The organism is Polaromonas sp. SP1 (assembly GCF_003711205.1).
Classification (GTDB): domain Bacteria; phylum Pseudomonadota; class Gammaproteobacteria; order Burkholderiales; family Burkholderiaceae_C; genus Polaromonas.
This window is the reverse complement of record NZ_CP031013.1, coordinates 2,541,438-2,560,600: the sequence shown is the minus strand read 5'-3', so window position 1 is coordinate 2,560,600 and position 19,163 is coordinate 2,541,438. Positions and strand designations below refer to the sequence as shown.

The window sequence follows — 19,163 nt, the reverse complement described above, 5'->3', positions numbered from 1 at the left end:
AATACTTGGGGGAAGTGAATGCTAGCATGCAAGGCTCAAGACAAGACTCCAGAACTAGAGGGTAGAAATGGTCACTTCCGCGCGCGCCAAGAAGGTCAAACACAACGTCAACGAAGGCGCCAAAGACGCTGCCGCGGCGGGTACTGCCAAAGCCTCAACCCGTTCGCGGGACAACGAACGCCCGCTGGTGGAAGACATCCGCCTGCTCGGCCGCATCCTGGGCGACGTGATCCGCGAACAGGAAGGCGTTGCCGCCTATGAATTGATCGAGCAGGTGCGCAAGCTCTCCGTCACCTTCCGGCGTGACGCCGACCAGGAGGCCGACAAGGCCCTCAAGAAGCTGCTCAAGGGCCTGTCGGGCGACCAGACGGTGAGCGTGATCCGCGCCTTCACCTATTTCAGCCACCTGGCCAACCTGGCCGAAGACCGCCACCACATCCGCCGCCGCGCCGTGCACGAGCGCGCGGGCGACACGCAGGAAGGCAGCATCGACGTGGCGCTGGCCCGCCTGCGCTGGGCCGGCATCTCGACCCGCACCATCTCCAACACGCTGGCGCACAGCTTTGTCTCGCCGGTGCTCACCGCCCACCCGACGGAAGTGCAGCGCAAAAGCATCCTGGACGCCGAACGCGACATCGCCCAGCTGCTCACAGCGCGCGACGACATCAAGGCGCTGGCGCTGGCCCACAACGCCGCCAAGGACGCCATCACGCCACGCGAGCTGGCCGCCAACGAGGCGCAGTTGCGCGCCCGCGTCATGCAGCTGTGGCAAACCCGTTTGCTGCGTTTTTCCAAGCTCACCGTGGCCGACGAGATTGAAAACGCGCTGAGTTACTACGAAGCCACCTTCCTGCGCGAAATTCCCAAGCTCTATGCCAACCTGGAGCGAGAACTCGGCAACCAGCCGGTGCACAGCTTTTTGCGCATGGGCCAGTGGATAGGCGGCGACCGCGACGGCAACCCGAATGTCAGCGCCGACACCCTCAATTACGCGCTCGGCCGGCAGGCCGAAGTGGCGCTGCGCCATTACCTTACCGAGGTGCACTTCCTGGGCGGCGAGCTCTCGCTCTCGGCCATGCTGGTCGACTTCAGCCCCGAGATGCGGCTGCTCGCCGAAAGCTCGCCCGACACCAGTGAACATCGCAAGGACGAGCCCTACCGCCGCGCCCTTACCGGCGTGTATGCCCGCCTGGCCGCCACACTCAAAGACCTGACCGGCGGCGAAGCCGCGCGGCATGCCGTGGCGCCGCAAAACGCCTACCTCAAATCAGAAGACTTCCTGTTTGATTTGCGCACCATCGAGGCCTCGCTCAAGGCCAACCACGGCGAAGCGCTGATTGCCCAGCGCCTGCACCCGCTGATCCGCGCGGTCGAAGTGTTCGGTTTTCACCTCGCCACGGTCGACTTGCGCCAGAGCTCCGACAAACACGAAGAAGTGGTGGCCGAGTTGCTGGCCGTTGCGCGCATCGAAGCCAACTACGCCAGCCTGGACGAAGCCGCCAAACGCACGCTGCTAGTCGGCCTGCTCAACGACGCAAGGCCGCTGCGTGTGGTCGGCACCGCGTATTCGGCCCACGCACGCGGCGAGCTGGCGATTTTTGAAGCCGCCCGCACGGCGCGCGCCCGCTTCGGCAAAGAGGCGATCCGCCACTACATCATCAGCCACACCGAAACCGTGAGCGACTTGCTCGAGGTGCTGCTGCTGCAAAAAGAAGTCGGCCTCATGCACGGCACGCTGGACAGCCACGCCACCAACGACCTGATCGTCGTGCCGCTGTTTGAAACCATCGAAGACCTGCGCAATGCCGCGCCCATCATGCGCGAGTTCTACGCCCTGCCCGGCATCGCCCAGCTGGTCAAGCGCAGCGGCGCCGAGCAGGACATCATGCTCGGCTACTCCGACAGCAACAAGGACGGCGGCATCTTCACCAGCAACTGGGAGCTCTACCGCGCCGAGATCGCGCTGGTCGAACTGTTCGACGTGATGGCCGGCCGGGTCGCCGGGCCGCCCCAAGACCAGGCAGCCCCCCCGGGGGGCAGCGCATTACACGCAGTGAAAAGCGTGGGGGCTCGTGAAACGCACAATATTCAACTGCGCATGTTCCACGGCCGCGGCGGCACCGTCGGCCGCGGCGGCGGCCCGAGCTACCAGGCCATCCTGGCCCAGCCGCCGGGCACGGTGCGCGGCCAGATCCGCCTGACCGAGCAAGGCGAGGTGATCGGCTCCAAATACGCCAACCCCGAAATCGGCCGGCGCAACCTCGAAACTTTAGTGGCCGCCACACTCGAAGCCACGCTGCTGCAGCCCACCAAGCCCGCGACCAAAGCCTTTTTGCAAGCCGCCGCCGAGCTGTCGGAAGCCAGCATGGCCGCCTACCGCGCGCTGGTGTACGAAACCCCCGGCTTCACCGAATACTTCTTCGGCGCCACCCCCATCCGCGAAATTGCCGAGCTCAACATCGGCTCACGTCCGGCATCGCGCAAGGCCTCGCAAAAAATCGAAGACCTGCGCGCCATCCCCTGGGGTTTCAGCTGGGGCCAGTGCCGCCTCACGCTGCCCGGCTGGTACGGCTTTGGTTCAGCCATCGAGCAGATCCTGGCCCAGGGCGGCACCAGCGCCAGCCGCAAAGAGGCGCTGGCCCTGCTGCAAAAGATGTACAAGCAGTGGCCGTTCTTTCGCACCCTGCTGAGCAATATGGACATGGTGCTGGCCAAGAGCGACCTGGCGCTGGCCTCGCGCTACTCCGAGCTGGTGGGCGACGTGCGCCTGCGCAAGAAAATATTTACCGCCATCGAGGCCGAATGGCACCGCACCGCCGAGGCGCTGAGCCTGATCACCGGCGAGAAGCAGCGCCTGGCCGGCAACGCCGCGCTGCAGCGCTCCATCCGCCACCGTTTTCCCTACATCGACCCGTTGCACCACCTGCAGGTCGAGCTGGTTCGGCGTTACCGCGCCGGCCAGTCCGACCAGAAGGTGCAGACAGGTATCCATATCTCGATCAACGGCATTGCCGCGGGCTTGCGCAATACGGGCTGACGGCCAACGGAGGGCGCTGCTGTAGGCGGTGTCCTAGACAAACTCCAGCGTCTTCTGATGGCACCGGCAGCTGTCGGTGCGTAGCATGGTTTACATAGGCAGCGATGCAGGCCAAAGCCACGCATCGCACCGCCCAAACCAGCTACCCCGGAGCGCAAAATCATGACCACTATGGAGATCATGGCCGACAGACCGTCGGCCATTCACGACGATTTTGTTTCTACCGACGCCGCCGAACTGGCGTCGCACATGGACCAGTGCGCGCATTCGCGCGGCCGGTTTTTCGGCCTGCAGACGGGCTTGCAGTCCGCGCACTCCGTGATGTCGCCGCGCATCGTCACGGTCGCCGCCATTGTGGCTATTTGCCTTTGCCTTCTCGCGGTAGCCTGATCGGGTGACTACCGGCGTCATCGACCGGCTGGACACGTTAAGCGACTACGCCCGGCAACTTCTTGCCACGCGCCGCAGCGACATACAGCAGCCCATACGCGCCGAACTGTTTGGCGCCCAGCGCTTTGAAGAACACGGCCGCAGCCTGGCCGCCGCGCAGGCCGTGCGCGCCGCCGACAGCGCCGACAGCGGCCCACCCTTTTTCCCGCGTGTCCAGGAAAACATCGCCGCCATCCGCCTGGCCTACGACTACATTGCGCTGACCTCGCTCAGCGGCCACTACGTCACGCCCGCGGCCGAATGGCTGCTCGATAACTTCCACCTGGTCGAAGCGCAGCTCCAGCAGATCGAAGAGGGCGTGCCCCACCGCTACTACGCCGACCTGCCCAAGCTGGCCGACAAACCGCTGCAGGGCCTGCCGCGCGTTTACGGCATCGCTTGGGCTTATGTGGCGCACACCGACAGCGTGCTGGACCCAGTTCTCTTCACCGCCTTCCTGCATGCCTACCAGGAGGTGAGCGAACTCAACCTGGGCGAACTCTGGGCCCTGCCCACCACCTTGCGTGTGGTGCTGCTTGAAAACCTGCGCCGCATGGCCGACCGCATCGCCTGGAACAAGGTCGCGCGTGAAGTGGCCCATGCCGCCTGGGACAAGGCCGACGCACTCAGCCTGCGCGACCTCGACGAGTTGTTCGCCCTGATGCAGGCGCACGGCCTGGAACGCAGCTACCTCACGCAACTGTGGCAGCGCATGCCCGTGGAGAGCACGGAACCCGACCTGCACCCTGCCCTGCTGTTGACACGCTGGACGGCGCAGCACTGCACCGACGCGCTGGGCATGATCGGCGAAGGCCAGACCGTGCAGGTGGCCGCCAACCTGACCGTCAGCAACATCATCACCACCTTGCGGCTGATCGGCCAGGTGGAATGGGTCGAGCTGATTGAGCCCGTCAGCCATTCCCTGCAGGTGCTGCGCCGCCTGCCGAGCTTCTCGCGTGAAAGCGAGATGACGCGCCAGCAGATCACGCGCGCCATGGAAAGGCTGGCCCAGCAGACCGGCAAATCCGAGCGCGCCGTCGCCGAAGCCGTGCTGGCTGCCGCGCGCCAGCCCAACAATGCCATGGTCGCGCGCACCGCGGGCTACTACCTGATAGGCCCCGGCCGCCCGCTGCTCGAGGCCGCGCTGCGCCCCTCGACGGGCGCACGCCGGGCTTTGCCCGCCACCGAAACGCCGCGCAGCTGGCGCTTGCCTCTGTTTGCCGCAGCCTGGGCTGCCGGCACCGCCGCGCTGCTGACGTGGGGCCTGCATCCGCTGACCGCATTGACCTGGCAGGCTTGGGTCGGCTTTTTTCTCATGGCCTGGCCTGCGTCGGAAGCCGTCGTCGCGCTGATCCACCGGCTGATTGCCGAATCCACCCGCATACAGCCGCTGGCACGCCTGGACTTCAACGCCGGCATTCCGCCCGAGCACCGCGTGCTGGTGGTGATTCCCTCCATGCTGTCGTCGGTCGAAGCCAACAGCGAACTGGCGCACCGCCTGCATTTGCACTGGCTGGCCAGCCGCGAAGCCAACGCGCAATTCGCCCTGCTCACCGACTGGTCCGACGCTGACACCGAGAGCACCCCCAACGACCAGGCGCTGCTGGACGATGCACTGGCCCGGTTGCGCGCATTGAACGCGGCCTACCCCGTGGCCCACGGCGCGCCCGCGCGCTTTGTGCTGCTGCACCGCCCGCGCACCTGGTCGGCCAGCGAGCGCCGCTGGATAGGCTGGGAGCGCAAACGCGGCAAGCTCGAGATGCTGCTGCGCCACCTGGCCGAACGCACCGCGCCCGGCTTCCTGCCCGTCGGCGCCGACATGAAACTGGCCGAAGGCACACGCTACGTCGTCACGCTGGACAGCGACACCACCTTGCCCGCAGGCTCACTGCGCGAGCTCGTGTCGATTGCCGCGCACCCGCTCAACACCCCGCATGTCGACCGCGCCAGCCGGCGCGTGACGGCCGGTTACGGCATCCTGCAGCCGCGCGTGGCCACGCCGCTGTCGGCACACCACGAGCGATCGATATTCCATACCCTCTTTGCCGGCCAGCGCGGGCTGGACCCGTACAGCAGCGGCACCTCCGACCTCTACCAGGATGTGTTCGGCATGGGAAGCTTCACCGGCAAGGGCCTGCTGCATGTCGAAGCCGTGCACGCCGTGCTGGACCGCCGCCTGCCCGAAGGCGCCATCCTGAGCCACGACCTGCTGGAAGGCAGCGTCGCGCGTTGCGGTTATGTGGGCGATGTGGTGTTGATGGAAGACCACCCGCATCACGCCGGTGTGGCCGCATCGCGCGTGCACCGCTGGGCGCGCGGCGACTGGCAGTTGCTTGCGCTCATGCTGCGCCCCGGGCGCTTCGGCATCGACGCCCTGGGCCTGTGGCGCATGGCAGACAACCTGCGCCGTTCATTGATTGCACCCGCCGGCTTCGCCCTGCTGGCCTGGGTGGTGTTTACCGGCGCCTTGCCGCTTTCAACGGCCGTGGCGTTCACCTTCATGGCGTTTCTGGCCGGGCCGCTGATGGGCGCCTTGGCCGGACTGATTCCCACACGCCGCGGCATTGCCTGGCTGCACTTTTTTGATGTCGGCATGCGCGATGTGGGGCGCAGCCTGGCGCAGGCGGCCTGGCAATTCAGCCAGCTGGCGGTGCAGGCCGCGCTCATGGCGGACGCCATCACACGCGCCCTTTGGCGCATGGCCATCAGCCGCCGCGGCCTGCTGCAGTGGACCACCGCCGCCCAGGCGCAAGCCGCCGCCCAATACACGCTCGACACCTTTTTGCGCAGCCATGCCACCGTTTCCGCCGCAGGCGTCCTGCTGGCCGTGGCCGCCCTCTGGAGCCCCCATCCCGTGGCCGGACCCGCGCTCTTCCTGCTGTGGGCGCTGGCGCCGGTGATCGCCTGGTGGGGCAGCAAGCCGGCCGTGCGCGCGCCTCACAGTGCACTGAACGCCGGCGACCGCGACTACCTGCTGAAGCTGGCGCGCCAGACCTGGAATTTCTTTGAGCGTTGCGTCGGCCCTGAAGACAACTACCTGCCGCCCGACAACCTGCAGATGGAGCCCGAGCCTACGCTGGCGCACCGCACCTCGCCCACCAACATCGGCCTGTATCTGCTGGCCGTGGCCTGCGCGCGTGAATTCGGCTGGATCACCGGCACCGAAATGGCCAGGCGCATCGCCGCCACGCTGGACACCGTGGAAGCCCTGCCCAAGCACAACGGCCACCTGCTCAACTGGTATGAAACGCGCACGCTGCAGGTGCTGCTGCCGGCCTATGTCTCGACGGTCGACAGCGGCAACCTCGCCGGCCACCTGCTGGCAGTGGCGCAGTCGCTTCGCCAGCTGGCGGCGCAGCCGGGCACCACGCCGGCCGAGGTCAGCCACCTGCTGGCGCTCGGCGAGCGCTGCGAAAAACTCTGCATGGCCATGGACTTCAGCGGCCTGTACAGCAGCAAGCGCCACCTCTTTCACATCGGCCTGCGCGTGCATGAGCAGGCGCTGGACGCGAGTTTTTACGACCTGATGGCATCAGAGTCGCGCCTCACCAGCTTTCTGGCGATTGCCAAAGGCGATGTGCCGCGGCGCCACTGGCAGGCGCTGGGCCGCTCATTCCTCACGGTGGGCGTCACACCGGGCCTCAAATCCTGGTCCGGCTCGATGTTTGAGTACCTCATGCCTTCGCTGGTCATGATGGAACCCGACGAAGGCCTGCTGCATGTCTCGGGCCTGGCGGCGGTCAAAGAGCAGCAAGCCTATGGCGAGGCGCAAGGCCTGCCCTGGGGCGTTTCGGAGTCGGCCTATTTTGCGCAGGACCACACACTGGCCTACCAGTACTCGCCCTTCGGCGTGCCCCGGCTGGCCCTGCGCCGCACACCGCCCACCGACCGCGTGGTCGCACCCTACGCCACCATCATGGCGACGCAGTTTGACCCGCAGCCGGCCATGGCCAACCTGCGCCAGCTCGAGCAATGGGGCGCACGCGGCGAATACGGTTTTGCCGATGCCCTGGACTTCACCGTCGCGCGGCAGCCCGGCGCGCAGGCGCTGAGCCTGGTCAACACCTTCATGGCGCACCACCAGGGCATGTCGCTGGTGGCGCTGTGCAATGTGCTGTGCGATGAGGCGCCGCGGCGCTGGTTCTCGTCGGCGCCGCTGATGCAGGCCTTTGAATCGCTGCTGCATGAAAAAACTCCGCGCCAGATCATCGAAAGCGCCGATCCCCGCGCCCTGCCCGAGCCGGACGACGCGACCCAGGCCCGGCTTTACCACTCACGTGAGCTCGACCCCGCCGCGCCCGGCTGGCAACCCACCCAGCTGCTGTCCAACGGGCGCTACAGCGTGGCGCTGCGCGCCAACGGCGCCGGCGTCAGCCGCTGGCGCAGCGGCGACAAGACATGGAACATCACCCGCTGGCGCGACGACCTGCTGCGCGATGCCTGCGGAACCTTCCTCTATGTGCGCCCCACGGGGCAAGACCGGCTCTCGTCCCTCACGCTGCACCCCGCGCCGCACCCCGACTGGCGCTACAAGGCCACCTTCCTGGCCGACCGCGTGCAATTCGACGCCACATCGGAGCAGCTCGAAGCCAGCACCACCGTCCTCGTCAGCCCCGAAGACGACACCGAGATTCGCACCGTCACGCTGCACAACATCTCCAGCGCCGAGATCACGCTCGATGTCGTGTCGTGTTTTGAGGCAGTGCTGACCGACCCGCGCGCCGACGAGGCGCACCCGGCTTTCTCCAATTTGTTTATCGATACGCAGTGGCATGCCGAGTGGCGCGCCCTGCTGCTGTCGCGCAAGGCCCGGCTGCACGGCGACCCGGCCATGGCGGTGGCGCACTTCCTGGCCGATTCCGAGGCCAATGTGCGGTCCATCGACTTCATCGCCGACCGCCGCAGCTTCCTCGGGCGCAACCGCAGCGCCGCAGAACCCGCGCTGCAGGCCGAAGCCCGCGCCGAAGGCGGCACACCCATCAACGGGCTGGATCCGGTGGCCGGCCTGCGCGTGCGCATACGCATCCCGGCCGGCGGCATGGCCAGGCTCAGCTTTGCCACCGCTGCGGCTGCCCATGTTGACGAGCTGGCCGCACGCATCGACAAATACCTGCAGCCCATGCATGTGGAGCGCGCCACCCGCATGGCCGCCACGCTGGCCCAGGTGCGCCTGCGTGACCTGGGCGTGAACCCGGAAGAAAACGCCGCGCTGCAAGACCTCAACACCGCGCTGATGTACAGCTGCACCCGCCCCGTGGGCGAGCGCGGCCTGGTGGACCAGCGCCAGCTCTGGCGTTTCGGCATCTCGGGCGACAAGCCCATCGTGCTGGTGCTCATCCACACGAGCAACGGCATGGCGCTGGTGCATTCGCTGCTGCAGGCGCAGCCGTGGTGGAGTTTTTGCGGCCTGGCCGCCGACGTGGTGATCCTCAACAGCGAGGTCAACTCCTACCTGATGCCGCTGCAGCGCGACATCCTGGCGCTGCGCGACCGCACGCTGCAGCAGGCCGCCAACAGCTTTCCTGGCCGCGACGCCGGTGGCTTTTTCCTGCTGCGCGAGCAGGAGATCGTGCCTTCCGAAAAAGCCGCGCTCACCGGCCTGGCGCGCGTCATCCTGGCAGCCGACGGCCGCCCGCTGGAGGTGCAAGCCGCGGCACTGCAGGCCATCGTCAGCCCGCAGCGCGCCGGCACGCCTGCGAGGCCGCTGCTGCCTGCACCCCACCCGGCCGGGGCTACGCAGCCGCCGCAGGGCCACTTCGATGTCGCCACCGGCGAGTTCCAGTTTGTGGTCGACGCAGCCCATCGCCCGCCGCGCCCGTGGGTGAACGTGATCGCCAATGCCGGCTTCGGCTTTCAGGTTTCTGAGGCCGGCGCCGGCTACACCTGGGCCGTCAACAGCCGGATGCACCAGGTCACCCCCTGGTCCAACGACCCGGTGACAGACCCCTGCTTTGAGCATTACCTGCTGCAGGACCTGGACACGCAAACACTGCTTCCCCTGGGCGCCGCCGCCGACAGCGGCGCATCGTGCCGCGTGCGCCACGGCCAGGGCTACAGCGCGTTTGAGTCCCTGCACGGCGCGCTCAAAGTAGAGACCACGTATTTCGCCGACATCAACGAGCCCGTCAAGTTGGTGCACTTGCAGTTGCATAACCGCGGCACTGAAGAACGCCAGTTGCGCGCGCTCGCCATGGTCGAGTGGCAACTGGGCGGTGGGCGCCACGAGCGCCGCACCGTGCGCGCCTGGAAAGCCGACGACGCTGCCGTCAAAGCCGTGTTTGCCAAACAACGTGAAAGCCGCGCCGGTTTCGGCGGCAATACGGCCTTCCTGTCAGTCGCTGGTTTAACGGGCCCGCTGCAGTGGACCTGCGACCGGAGCGAATTTTTTGACAGCGCGGGCCAGCTCGTGATTCCCGCCCAGCTGGGCCAAAGCGCCACCGGCGGCGCGGACCCCTGCGCCGCGCTGGCCGGTGACTTCACACTTGCCCCCGGCCAGAGCGCCTCGCTGACCTTCATGCTCGGCCACGCCGCCGATCCGCAAGCTGCCGAGCAATTGGCCCGCAGCTGGCAGGCGCGCGATGCCGCGCAAACGCTGGAGCAGGTCAAGACTTACTGGACCGGCCTGCTGGGCAAGCTGCAGGTGCGCACGCCCGACCCGCTCTTCGATGCGCTGGTCAACCGCTGGCTGCTCTACCAGACGCTGGCCTCACGCCTGTGGTCCAAAGCCGGCTTCTACCAGGCCGGCGGCGCCTTTGGTTTTAGAGACCAGTTGCAGGACGCCATGGCTTTTGCCGTCATCGAGCCCGACCGCTTGCGCCGGCAAATTCTGTTGAACGCCTCGCGCCAGTTTCCTGAAGGCGACGTGCAGCATTGGTGGCACGCCCCCGGCGGTGAAGGCGTGCGCACGCATTTCTCCGACGACCTGCTGTGGTTGCCGTATGCCTGTGCGTACTACGTGCAGGTCACTGGCGACGGCAGCATCCTGGACGAGCAGGTCGCCTTCATCGACGGCCCGCCGATTCCGGAAGGCGCGGAAGACGCCTACTACGCGCCACAAACCAGCACGCAGACCGCCACGCTGTTTGAACACTGCGCCCGCACGCTGGACAAAAGCCTGCCCACCGGCAGCCACGGCCTGCCCCTGATGGGCACCGGCGACTGGAACGACGGCATGAACCGCGTGGGCCACGAAGGCCGGGGCGAATCGGTCTGGCTGGCCTGGTTTTTGTGCCGCGTGGTGCAGGACTTCGAACCGCTGGCGCGCGCCCGCAACGAATCCGCGCGCGCCGGCAAATGGCTTGCCGCACGGGAAGGCTGGATCAGCGCGCTGCACAAAGACGGCTGGGACGGCGCCTGGTTCCGCCGCGCGTTTTTTGACAACGGCGAACCGCTGGGTTCCGCAAGCAATGTCGAATGCCGCATCGACCTGATCGCGCAGGCCTGGTCGGTGCTGTCGGGTGCGTCCACGGCTGAGTTCACCGGCCCCGCGCTGCAGGCCATGACCGAGCAGTTGATTGACCATGAAGCCGGCCTGCTGCGCCTGCTCACCCCGCCGCTGCAGGCATCGCCCAACAACCCCGGCTACATCCAGGCCTACCCGGCCGGCGTGCGCGAAAACGGCGGCCAATACTCCCACGCCGCCGTCTGGGCCATGATGGCCCAGGCCGCCACCGGCGACGCCGAAGCGGCCTGGGAAAGCTTCAAGGCGCTCAGCCCCGCCCACCGCAGCGACCACCCGGTGCGCGGGCCGGTGTACGAGCTGGAGCCCTATGTGATGGCCGGCGACATCTACGGCGCTGCACCCTATGTGGGCCGCGGCGGCTGGAGCTGGTACACCGGCTCTGCCGCCTGGCTGCACCGCGCGGCGATCGAAAACATTTTGGGCCTGAAGATCGAGCAAGGCGCGCTGTCGCTTTCTCCCTGCGTGCCCGCGCACTGGCCATCGTTTGGGATTACGTTGCGTTTGCAGGAGCGTGTGGTGACGCTGCGCTGGCAACGTGCGGGGCTGACTCTGGAAGATGGCTTCAAGCCCGATCAGGTGATCACGCCGGGGCAAGTGGTGGCGCTGGCTGAGCTGCCGGTGCAGGCGGCGTTGCTGGTGCAGGGTGCCGCAGCCTGAAGCACGTTTTGCTATTTAATTGATAGCATCCTACCTAGGCAGAATATGGGCTGAAGGCCTTTTTTACTTAAAACCCAGCCTTATACCCTGGTCAGCTCCCCGAACCTCGACGGCGTGCGACGCCGAGTCGCAGGGAGCAGGTAAACCGGCGCCTCAATTCCCTCCACGGTTTCAATCAAACCGAGCTCCAGCAGCGATCGCAGGGATTCATCAAGCGAGCGTGGCGGCATGAACTGCTGCAACTGCTCAAACCACACCCCTGTGCCGCACATCTCCAGCACATCGTGCAGGTAACGCGAGAGCGAGCCTGCGGTTTGTGCCTGGGTATTGACAAGGTCCACACAGGCACGGCCCCGGGCGGTCAGCCGGTAGCAGCGTGAGGCGAGGCTTGGGAGCGTGGGCGAGGTCATGGGTGTCTCCTTCGGGCAGCACCCATGGTGAACCTGTGATCCCCCGGTCGCCATTGACGAAGGTCAAGAGCAAACCTCCACCTGACGGTGCAATCTTGACGGCGGTCAAGTTTTGGGCATTTGGCGCGGCGATTCGTGAACAAAGGCAAAGTGCCGGGCTCTGCCGGAACCACCTCACATCGCGTCCAGCGCCCTGTCCCAGGCTTCCAGGTGGGGCGGCTTCACGGTAAAGCGTTGTGCAATGACCTCGCCAGGCGGCACCGTGAGCGAGCCCTTCTTGAACTTCATCTTCACCAGCACCTCGGCATGCTGCTGGCCGCCCAGAAACAACGTGTGCGAAAAGTACGCGCACTTCGCATCCGCAAAGACGATGGCGGTCTCCACACGCACGCGCCGGAACATCGGGATGGGCCGGGCGAACTTGACCAGCTGGGACGCATTCACGAAGCTCAGACGGCGGCTGAGCAAAGTCCCCATCAGCCGGGTTCGGATCAGGTAGTCCAGCTGGGCCGCTTCCGCCAGCTGCAGGTATTTGTCACTCTTCAGGACCTGGATGCCCGCGTCGAAAGGGGTGATCCAGAAATGAGCGGCGACGCGTGAAGCCGGGTCGACAGCGCCCCTGAAGATTGCCCACAGCAGCGTGAACAGGTTTCGGATCATGCCGGACACGGCAGGGCCCTCTCAGGTGCTGATCGCATTGGTGAATGTGAGCCGGTTGCCGAACGGGTCGTGCACCGACATGTCCCGGCTTTCCCACGGCGTGTCTTCAATCCCGGGCCGGGCGTGTTTGTAATTCTTCGCCAGGAGCTGCTGGTGGAACGCATCCAGCTCATCCGTTTCAATCCGCATCGCCGCGCCCGGGCTGCAATCCCCATGGTGCTCCGACAAATGCAGCACGCAGCCGCCCCTGGAGATTTGCAGGTAGAGCGGCAGGCCGGGTTCAAAACGATGCTCCCAATCGACCTTGAAGCCGAGGAAGTCGATGTAGAACTCGCGTGCTTTGGCTTCGTCAAAGATGCGGAGGATGGGAGTGGTTTTTCCAAAACTCATAAATACAAGCTCCTTGTCGAATTGAACAGTGGACCGGCCCAAGACCCAAAATTGCAGATTAACATTTGGCCAGACTCTGGCATTTACCTCTGCGACCATCAGGTCATCCATCAAACACCCCGCCATGCTCACCATTGAAAATCTGTGGTTCCGCTACCCCAACCCCCAGGTCGAAATCCTCGCCAACTGGTCGGGTGAGATCCTGCCGGGTGTCACGCTGGTGCAAGGCGGTGACGGGCGCGGCAAGAGCACGCTGCTGCGTTTGCTGGCGGGCGCCTTGCCCGCAGACCAAGGGCAATTGCGGCTTAACGGTATCTCGCTCAAGGCAGAGCCCGACGCCTACCGCCGGCAGCTGTTCTGGATGGAACCGCGTACCGACACGTTTGACCAGCTCACGCCGGCGCAGTTTTTCAAAACCGTCGGTGATCGCTACCCAGGCTTTGATGCGGGTTTGATCGCCCCGCTGGTCGAAGGCCTGGGGCTGGAACCGCACATGGGAAAGCAGCTGTTCATGCTCTCTACCGGCTCAAAGCGCAAGGTCTGGTTGACGGCGGCGTTTGCGTCTGGCGCGGCGCTGTTGTTGCTCGATGAGCCTTTTGCCGCGCTGGATGCGCCTTCGATTGCGTTTGTCAAAGCGCAGCTTCAGGGCATCTCCGCGCATGCGGGGCGCGCGGCGGTGATTGCGGACTATGCGGCGCCCAGCGGGGTGCCACTGGCCGGTGTGATCGACCTGGGCGATTGAACTGAAGCCTGGCTACTTCGGCACAAAGGCCAGTTGCTGCGCGACAAAGCCGTCAAAGGCCTTGAGCAAGGGTTGGTATCTTTCAGGATCACCTTCCAGCTGCGCCAGCGCCGCGCAGGTCGCCTCCAGCGTTGAGAGCTGCCCTGGCTTGTGGGCCTTGCGGATCAGGTAGTTCGACGCCGGCGCATCGTCGAGCGACAAGCGCGGCAGCTGCCGCAGCAGCGGGCTCAGGTGCAGCATCTTGCGGCTTTTGCGCCAGGTGCCGTCCAGCACGACGAGCCGTACGCGTGACGGGTCCTTGAGTTGTGCGGTATCCGGAACGGGTGCCTCGTCTTCCGGCGTTTGCGGGTACAGGAGCACGGTGTACTTCGGCCCCGCCAACGCATCACGCAAGATGCCTTCGTCAAAGGCCTCACCCGTCAGCACTCGGCTGCGCGGCAGGCTCAGGTGCAGCAGGCGGGCGCTGTTTTTGGCGTGGTCGACCTCCAGCGGGTGCTGGAGTATCAATACGTCGGCCTTATGCGCGATGGGCGTAACCCACGCGCAGATACAGACACTCTGCGGCCTGAGGCACGCGGCGCAGCGCGGGCGCGTCACGGGCGGCAACCCGATCAGGGCTTATGGCTTGCGTCGGCCTTGCCGTCGTGGTCGCCATTCTTGTAAGCGGTTCTCAACTGCACCGGTTTGGCCGTCTTGCGCCGCATGCGGATGTTGAGCATCTCCACCGCCACAGAAAACGCCATCGCAAAGTACACATAGCCCTTGGGCACATGGTGGTCCAGGCCCTCGGCGATCAGCACCACACCCACCACGACGAGGAAGGACAAGGCCAGCATCTTGATGGTCGGGTGGTCGGACACGAAACGGCCTATGGCCGGTGCAAACAGCATCATCAAGCCCACCGAGGCGATGACGGCGGCAATCATGACCGGCAGGCTGTCGACCATGCCGACAGCGGTGATGATGGAGTCGAGCGAGAACACCATGTCCACAATCATGATCTGGACGATCACGGCGGCGAACGTAGCCTTGACGGCGCTGGAGGCGTGGCCTTCTTCGCCTTCCATCGACTGGTGGATTTCACCGGTGCTTTTCCAGATCAGGAACAGGCCCCCGGCGATCAGGATCAGGTCGCGCCCGGAGATTTCTTCCTTGAAGACGGTGAAGAGCGGCTCCACCAGCCCGATGATCCATGACAGCACAAACAGCAGGCCGATGCGCATGAACATCGCCATAAACAGCCCCAGCCGCCGCGCCAACTCCTGCTTCTCCTTGGGCAGCTTGTCGACCAGGATGGAGATGAAGATGATGTTGTCGATGCCCAGCACCAGTTCCAGCGCGGTCAGCGTGGCAAAGGCGATCCACATTTGCGGGTCGGTCAGCAGTTCCATCATGGCTTTTTCCTCATCTTTTTAAACACGGCGAAATCAGAAACGATCGCTGGGGTTTTATACCAGCATGAGCCGTGAAACCGGCCTTGGCCTGTCCTGAGCCTGTCGAAGGGCCGGGCCACAGGCGGGCGGCCCCCTCGGGGGGCAGCGACCCACACGCAGTGGGGGAAGCGTGAGGGCTCAACTTCCTAAAAACTCACCGATGGGTTTCAGGTCATCCACCCGGTCACAAATCGATTTGACCATCATGAGGATGGGAATACCCAGCAGCAAGCCCCACACGCCCCACAGCCAGCCCCAGGCCAGCAGCCCGACAAACACCGCCACCGGGTTCATGCGGCTGGCGCGGCTGGTGAGCCAGGGCGTGAGCAGGTTGCCGATGATGGTGTGGATGAACATCGAAGCCCCGCCCGCGGCCAGCGCCATGTTGAGCGAGCCGAATTGCATGAAGGCGACCAGCGCCGCGCCCCCCGCGGTCACCAGCGAACCGACATAGGGCACCAGGTTGAGCACGGCGGCAAAAATACCCCACACGGCGGCGTTGTCCAGGCCGAGGGCCATAAAGGCCAGCCAGGTCAGCACACCCACCAGCGCGCTGGTGAGCAGCTGCACCTGCAGGTAGCGCTGGATCTGGTCGGTGATTTCATTGAGCGCCTGCAGCGTGATCTTTTTGCTGCTGAGGCTGTCGCCCGCCAGTTTGATCAGTTTGCGCCGGAAGGTATCGCCAGAGAGCATCAGGAAATAGGTCAGGAAAACCACCACCGTGGCCTGGCCGATCAGGGCGATGAGGCCAATAGTGCCCGACCACAGGTAGTTCTTGATGTTGAAGTGCGAAGGCTCGATCACGACACGCATCGCCCCGCGCGAGGTGCTGGGCACGCCGCTGTCCTGTGTGGCCTGCTCGATTTGCGCGGCCGCTTTCTGCACGGTATCCAGCGCGCTGTCGGAGCGGCCGCTGCGCGCCTTCACGGCCTGGCGGAACTTCTGCGCCGCCGCCGGCAAGGCCTCCACGAAGTCCGCCGCCTCATCGCTGAGCGCATAGGCGGTCGTGCCGAGGCTGCCGAGGATGGCCAGCAGCAGCACCGCCGAACCCAGCCAGCGCGGCACGCGCTTGCATTCCAGCCAGTTGACCACGGGCGACAACGCATAGCTGAACAGCACGCCCACCATCACCGGAATAAAAACCGCCTTGGCCCAATGCAGCACAAACAAAAAGGCCAGGCCGGCCAGCACGACCAGTGACATGCTGCGGATGTCGACCGGCATGTGAAGCAGCACGCGCTGTGCATCCGCGGCCTGGACGGGCTCTGCGGGCGGCGCAGAAACTGCTTCTTCTTGTGTCATGTGTTTTGCGTTTGAATGGTTGCTGCCGGCCGCGAATAGCGGAGCTTGCGTGTCGGAAGCCCCAGATAGTACTTACGTAGATATTCAAACCGCGCCGCCCAGGAAAAGGTGTAGGACGCTTTCGCCGGAACGTACCAGCTGTTCAGGCCGGTTCGCAAAATGAGCTGGTAACCGCTCTTGCGCATCAGGGCATGCTTGTGGTGATGGGTGACGTGGTCCTCGATCAGCACCAGGCGGGGTTGCCAATAGCCGAAGTCAAAACCCGACAGCGCCACCAGCTCATGCCCCTCGATGTCGATGGAGAGCAAATCAAACCCCACCGGTGCGTTGTGCTGGCGCAGCATGGCATCCAGCGTCTCGCAGCGCACCGCCACGGTAGAGCGCACTACGGCGCCGAGCGCGATGGGCCGGTCCTCCAGCGTCGAATGCGGCCCGGCACGGTTGAGCTGCAGCTGCTTGCCGGCGTTTTCGGGGCTGGAGCAGGCCATCTCGATCACCACGCCCTTGCGGCTTTGGCGCAGCAACTCGCAGCAGTCCGGGTCGGGCTCCACCAGCAGCCCCGTCCATCCCAGCACCTCAAGGTGCTGCGACTGGGAGTCCAGCACCGGGTCGTTGGCGCCCACATCGACATAAAAGCCCGGCTTCGGGCCGAAGAATTCCTGCACCATCTGGCGCTCGACGGCGGGTTCATTGCTGAAACGGTTGACGTGGCGTTGCGTGAAGTCGGCGTGTTTGGGCATGGAGGCAGTTATTGAATTGAGCAGGAATGAGCAGGAATGAGCAGGAATTTTGAAAGGATGGGTCAGCCGGAAATCGCTTCTCGCACGGCGCTGAGCTGGCGCCGCGACACGGCCAACAGCTCGTCCACCCCGTTGAGGCGGACGGCCCAGCCTTCACCTTCTTCGGGGTCGAAATGCTTTTCAAGCGCGCGCACCGCGCGCCGCGCAATCAGCGCGTTGCGGTGGATACGCATGAACTGCGGGGCATGGCGCTCCTCAAGCTCGCTGAGCGAGCCGTCCAGGATGTAGCTGCGCTGGATAGTGCGCACCGTGATGTATTTGAGTTCGGCCTTGAAGTACAGCACCTCGGCCAACGGCACGCGCTCGGTCCGGCCGCGATCCTGGATGATCAGCATTTCTTCAGTCGAATTGGCCTGCAGCCCGCGTGTTTTCTTGGCCAGGCGCTCTACTTTTTGTAGCGCCTGCTGCAGGCGCTCCAGGCGCACGGGTTTGGTCAGGTAGTCAACCGCTTCCAGCTCGAAAGCCTGCACGGCATGCTCGGAGTGAGCCGTCACAAACACCACGGCAGGCGGCTGCGGCAGCGCGGCAATGGTGGCAGCCAGCGCCAGGCCGTCGGCGCCCGGCATGCGGATGTCGAGCAGCACCGCGTCAAACGCTTCGCGCTGCAAAGCCGTGGTGGCCTCGGCCGCGTCTGCCGCCTCGGCCGCCACCACCGCGGCAGGCGCCGTGCAGTCACCCACCAGGGTGCGCAGGCGGGACCGCGCCAGCGCTTCATCGTCAACCACCAGTATTTTGAGCTTCATGCGGGAATCTCCAGCCGGACCTGAAACACGCCGTCCTTGTACACAGTCTTGAATTTCGCCTCGACATCATGCAGCAACACCAGGCGCTCACGCACATTGGCCAGCGCCAGGCCGTTACCGCGCTCGCCCACGCCGGCGGGCGTGGAATTGGTCACCTTGACCACCACCGTGCTGCCGCGCCTCAGGGTCGATATCTTGACCTGCGCGCCGCTGGCGCTGGGCTCCACCCCGTGCTTGACGGCGTTTTCCACCAGGGGCTGCAGCAGCAGCGGCGGCAGCTTGGCCTCGTTCGCGCCCTCATCCAGGCTCCACTGCACCTGCAGGCGCTCGCCAAAACGCACCTGCTCGATGGCCAGGTAATGCTGGGCCAGCGCGATTTCCTGGCCCAGGGTGACCGATTCCGCCGGGTCGGCCAGCGCGTGGCGAAACAGCTCGCTCAGGTCTTCCAGCACCGCCTCGGCCTTGGCCGGCTCGGCGCGCACCAGCGCGATGGCGCTGTTGAGCGTGTTGAACAAAAAGTGGGGCCGGATGCGCGACTGCAGCTCGGCCAGCCGGGCTGCCGTGGCGGCCGGCGTGCGTGCTTTGGCGCGCCAGAAAAGCCCCGCCAGCACCACGCCCGAAAGCAATGTGCCCGCGGCCGCACTGGCCCACCAGGGCGCCGGCTGGAGCAGCCCCATCATGGCCAGCAGACCGCAGCCGTAAAGCCCGGCGGCAGCGCCCAGCAAGAGGCCCGACAACCACTGGCGCGACGCCGCCAGCCGGTTCAGGCGCGCCTTCAGCGAGCACACCACCACCAGCCAGACCAGCGTGGCGGGCAGCACACCCCCCGTCAGCAGCGAAAACCGGAGCATCCAGTCCAGCGGCGCGCGCGCTTCAAACATGGCGCCCACGCCGGCCACGGTTTCGATGAACAGCACCACGCGCAGGATCACCCCGACCTGGCAGGTGTCAAACACGCTGGCGCGCGGTGCGCGGTGCGGTGCGGCCTCGTCCTCCACCGGGCTCTGGCTGCCGAGCAGCGTGGATTCGCCGAAATTTTGCGGAACAGGCATGGGTTTCATACGCAGATCGGAAGTTGTTCGGTCATGCTCGGGTCAT

The 19,163-nt window shown here is 65.5% G+C and carries 13 protein-coding genes; 4 read left to right on the top strand and 9 right to left on the bottom strand.

Going from position 1 to position 19,163, the window contains the following annotated elements:
* Positions 1-67 precede the first annotated feature (67 nt).
* The 3 genes from DT070_RS12070 (at position 68) to DT070_RS12060 (ending at position 11,585) form a co-directional block, all read left to right on the top strand.
* Positions 68-3,037 carry a phosphoenolpyruvate carboxylase gene (locus DT070_RS12070; protein WP_228778508.1) on the top strand — a complete coding sequence of 990 codons (2,970 nt, stop codon included), beginning with the start codon at positions 68-70 and terminating at the stop codon, positions 3,035-3,037.
* Between the two features lie 162 nt (positions 3,038-3,199).
* Complete coding sequence (locus DT070_RS12065) at positions 3,200-3,427, top strand: hypothetical protein (protein ID WP_153976381.1); 228 nt, start codon at positions 3,200-3,202, stop codon at positions 3,425-3,427.
* Positions 3,428-3,431: 4 nt separating this feature from the next.
* A complete protein-coding gene (locus DT070_RS12060; protein ID WP_122955621.1) occupies positions 3,432-11,585 on the top strand; it encodes a GH36-type glycosyl hydrolase domain-containing protein in 8,154 nt (2,717 codons plus the stop codon).
* 80 nt (positions 11,586-11,665) lie between these two features.
* Here the strand turns inward: DT070_RS12060 and DT070_RS12055 are convergent, their stop codons facing one another.
* The 3 genes from DT070_RS12055 to DT070_RS12045 form a co-directional block, all read right to left on the bottom strand.
* Positions 11,666-11,995 (bottom strand): hypothetical protein, encoded by a 330-nt coding sequence (locus DT070_RS12055; RefSeq protein ID WP_122955620.1) that lies wholly within the window; start codon positions 11,993-11,995, stop codon positions 11,666-11,668.
* A gap of 174 nt (positions 11,996-12,169) precedes the next feature.
* Positions 12,170-12,655 carry a thioesterase family protein gene (locus DT070_RS12050; RefSeq protein WP_122955619.1) on the bottom strand — a complete coding sequence of 162 codons (486 nt, stop codon included), beginning with the start codon at positions 12,653-12,655 and terminating at the stop codon, positions 12,170-12,172.
* Between the two features lie 21 nt (positions 12,656-12,676).
* Positions 12,677-13,045 carry a glyoxalase superfamily protein gene (locus DT070_RS12045; RefSeq protein WP_122955618.1) on the bottom strand — a complete coding sequence of 123 codons (369 nt, stop codon included), beginning with the start codon at positions 13,043-13,045 and terminating at the stop codon, positions 12,677-12,679.
* Positions 13,046-13,169: 124 nt separating this feature from the next.
* Here DT070_RS12045 and DT070_RS12040 point away from each other — a divergent pair, with 124 nt between their 5' ends.
* Positions 13,170-13,787, top strand: coding sequence for an ATP-binding cassette domain-containing protein (locus DT070_RS12040; RefSeq protein ID WP_122955617.1), 618 nt, complete (start codon positions 13,170-13,172; stop codon positions 13,785-13,787).
* Positions 13,788-13,799: 12 nt separating this feature from the next.
* Here DT070_RS12040 and DT070_RS12035 read toward each other — a convergent pair whose 3' ends face one another.
* From DT070_RS12035 to DT070_RS12010, 6 genes are all read right to left on the bottom strand, one after another.
* On the bottom strand, positions 13,800-14,399 hold the full coding sequence (locus DT070_RS12035) for a tRNA-uridine aminocarboxypropyltransferase (protein WP_122955616.1): 600 nt from the start codon (positions 14,397-14,399) through the stop codon (positions 13,800-13,802).
* A complete protein-coding gene (locus tag DT070_RS12030; protein WP_122955615.1) occupies positions 14,399-15,181 on the bottom strand; it encodes a TerC family protein in 783 nt (260 codons plus the stop codon). Before DT070_RS12030 ends, DT070_RS12035 begins: the two co-directional genes overlap by 1 nt.
* A 177-nt stretch (positions 15,182-15,358) precedes the next feature.
* Positions 15,359-16,522: an AI-2E family transporter gene (locus tag DT070_RS12025; protein WP_122955614.1), complete on the bottom strand. Its 1,164-nt coding sequence runs from the start codon at positions 16,520-16,522 to the stop codon at positions 15,359-15,361.
* Entirely contained in the window at positions 16,519-17,262 is a 744-nt protein-coding gene (locus DT070_RS12020; RefSeq protein ID WP_122955613.1) for an FkbM family methyltransferase, read from the bottom strand. The genes DT070_RS12025 and DT070_RS12020 overlap by 4 nt, the downstream gene beginning before the upstream one ends.
* 62 nt (positions 17,263-17,324) lie before the next feature.
* On the bottom strand, positions 17,325-18,065 hold the full coding sequence (locus DT070_RS12015) for a LytTR family DNA-binding domain-containing protein (RefSeq protein WP_122955612.1): 741 nt from the start codon (positions 18,063-18,065) through the stop codon (positions 17,325-17,327).
* Positions 18,062-19,126 (bottom strand): sensor histidine kinase, encoded by a 1,065-nt coding sequence (locus DT070_RS12010; RefSeq protein WP_122955611.1) that lies wholly within the window; start codon positions 19,124-19,126, stop codon positions 18,062-18,064. Before DT070_RS12010 ends, DT070_RS12015 begins: the two co-directional genes overlap by 4 nt.
* Positions 19,127-19,163: the final 37 nt, after the last annotated feature.

What these genes read in the sequence shown, in the direction of transcription:
- DT070_RS12025 (WP_122955614.1), bottom strand. Translation starts at nt 16,522, where the DNA reads ATGACACAAGAAGAAGCAGTTTCTGCGCCGCCCGCAGAGCCCGTCCAG.
- DT070_RS12055 (WP_122955620.1), bottom strand. Translation starts at nt 11,995, where the DNA reads ATGACCTCGCCCACGCTCCCAAGCCTCGCCTCACGCTGCTACCGGCTG.
- DT070_RS12015 (WP_122955612.1), bottom strand. Translation starts at nt 18,065, where the DNA reads ATGAAGCTCAAAATACTGGTGGTTGACGATGAAGCGCTGGCGCGGTCC.
- DT070_RS12050 (WP_122955619.1), bottom strand. Translation starts at nt 12,655, where the DNA reads ATGATCCGAAACCTGTTCACGCTGCTGTGGGCAATCTTCAGGGGCGCT.
- DT070_RS12040 (WP_122955617.1), top strand. Translation starts at nt 13,170, where the DNA reads ATGCTCACCATTGAAAATCTGTGGTTCCGCTACCCCAACCCCCAGGTC.
- DT070_RS12065 (WP_153976381.1), top strand. Translation starts at nt 3,200, where the DNA reads ATGACCACTATGGAGATCATGGCCGACAGACCGTCGGCCATTCACGAC.
- DT070_RS12020 (WP_122955613.1), bottom strand. Translation starts at nt 17,262, where the DNA reads ATGCCCAAACACGCCGACTTCACGCAACGCCACGTCAACCGTTTCAGC.
- DT070_RS12030 (WP_122955615.1), bottom strand. Translation starts at nt 15,181, where the DNA reads ATGATGGAACTGCTGACCGACCCGCAAATGTGGATCGCCTTTGCCACG.
- DT070_RS12070 (WP_228778508.1), top strand. Translation starts at nt 68, where the DNA reads ATGGTCACTTCCGCGCGCGCCAAGAAGGTCAAACACAACGTCAACGAA.
- DT070_RS12045 (WP_122955618.1), bottom strand. Translation starts at nt 13,045, where the DNA reads ATGAGTTTTGGAAAAACCACTCCCATCCTCCGCATCTTTGACGAAGCC.
- DT070_RS12010 (WP_122955611.1), bottom strand. Translation starts at nt 19,126, where the DNA reads ATGAAACCCATGCCTGTTCCGCAAAATTTCGGCGAATCCACGCTGCTC.